Here is a 1,614-nt window from a genome sequence, read left to right on the forward strand (position 1 = left end):
GTCCGGGGAGACGGTCTACCTGAGGGTGCTGCACCAGCAGGGCGTGCTGATCGTGCACCACGTGTTCCGGCCGGACGACACCCGGCAAGTGCTGGAGGTGGGCTCGATGCAGCCGCTGCACAGCACCGCGCTGGGCAAGGTGCTGGTGGCCTACGACCCGGTGGCGCGCGGGGAGCTGGGCGACGGGCCGTACGAGTCGTACACCGTGCGGACGCTGACCGGGGCGGCCGACGTGGACGCCGAGTGCGCGCTGATCCGGGAGCGCGGCTGGGCGGACTCGATCGAGGAGACCTGGGAGGGCGTGGCCTCGATCGGCGCGCTGATCCAGGACCGGCGGCGCAACCCGGTGGGCGCGGTGTGCATCAGCGGGGCGGTCGAGCGGGTCTGCGAGGACGGCTTCGTGAAGCCCTCGCTGGTGGCCTCGGTGCGCAGCGCGGCGCGGGCGATCTCCCGCGACCTGGGCGCCGGGCGGTTCTGAGCACATCCACGGACGGCCCGCCGAGGGCCGTCGATTCGTCACGCTGAGGCGCGGACGGGCGGGAGCCCTGTCCGCGCCTCTGGCGTTTTGTCCCGTTTCGGGGCGCTCCGCTCGGTAACGTCGACGGACCTGCCGAGGCGAGGGTCACAGCTGCGTAACCCTGCCTTGACGTGGGGGCGACCTGGGGAGGAAGCTTCCGCATGACGGTCGACATTGTCGAACGATGGCCGGAGAGATCGCTCCCACAGTGCGCTCATCCGCACAGCGATCGACCGGCCGCCTGCCCCCACCTACCCTCCGGGCCATATGGACAAGGGAGTCTTTGTGTCCGCGTTCTCCAACGGCGACGTCTTCGTCGGCGAAACCCTCGGCACCGCCGCCCTGATACTCCTCGGCGGTGGCGTCTGCGCCGCCGTGACCCTCAAGAAGTCGAAGGCCGTCAACGCCGGCTGGCTGGCGATCACCTTCGGCTGGGGATTCGCGGTCCTCATCGCCGCCTACATGTCGGCTCCGAAGTCCGGCGCCCACCTGAACCCCGCCGTCACCATCGCGCTCGCGGTGAAGAGCGGCGAGTGGAGCCAGGTGCCGCTCTACCTCGGCTCCCAGCTGCTCGGCGCGATCATCGGCGCCGTACTGGTCTGGGTCACCTACCTGGGCCAGTTCAACGCGAACGAGGAGCCCACCCTCGGCATCTTCTCGACCGGCCCCGAGATCCGGAACCCGATCCAGAACGTGCTCACCGAGGTCATCGGCACCTTCGTGCTCTGCTTCGCGATCCTCACCATCGGCACCAACTCCGGCCTCTCCCAGTCCGGCACCGGCACCCTGATGGTCGCCTTCACCGTCGTCGGCATCGGCCTCTCGCTGGGCGGCCCGACCGGCTACGCGATCAACCCGGCCCGTGACCTCGGCCCGCGCATCGCGCACGCCCTGCTGCCGATCCCGAAGAAGGGCGGCTCCGACTGGTCGTACGCCTGGATCCCGGTCGTCGGCCCGATCCTGGGCGGCCTCGCGGCCGGTGGCGTCTACAACGCCATGTTCTAAAGGACGGGTTCGCCCCCGCCGTACACGGGGACTGACCGGACAACGCGCGTCAGGCCCACCCACCCCCGATACCCCCAAACCCAGCCCAGGCC

The 1,614-nt window shown here is 70.3% G+C and carries 2 protein-coding genes; both read left to right on the forward strand.

All coding sequences use genetic code 11. The features are described from left to right. Nucleotides 1-478, forward strand: a 478-nt coding sequence (locus tag ACIQOV_RS40725) for an IclR family transcriptional regulator (protein WP_401056092.1), incomplete at its 5' end; no start/stop codon positions are given. 324 nt (nt 479-802) lie between these two features. Further along, a complete protein-coding gene (locus ACIQOV_RS40730; protein WP_401056094.1) occupies nt 803-1,522 on the forward strand; it encodes an MIP/aquaporin family protein in 720 nt (239 codons plus the stop codon). Nucleotides 1,523-1,614: the final 92 nt, after the last annotated feature.

It is taken from the genome of Kitasatospora sp. NPDC091257 (assembly GCF_044757675.1).
GTDB lineage: Bacteria > Actinomycetota > Actinomycetes > Streptomycetales > Streptomycetaceae > Kitasatospora > Kitasatospora lactacystinica.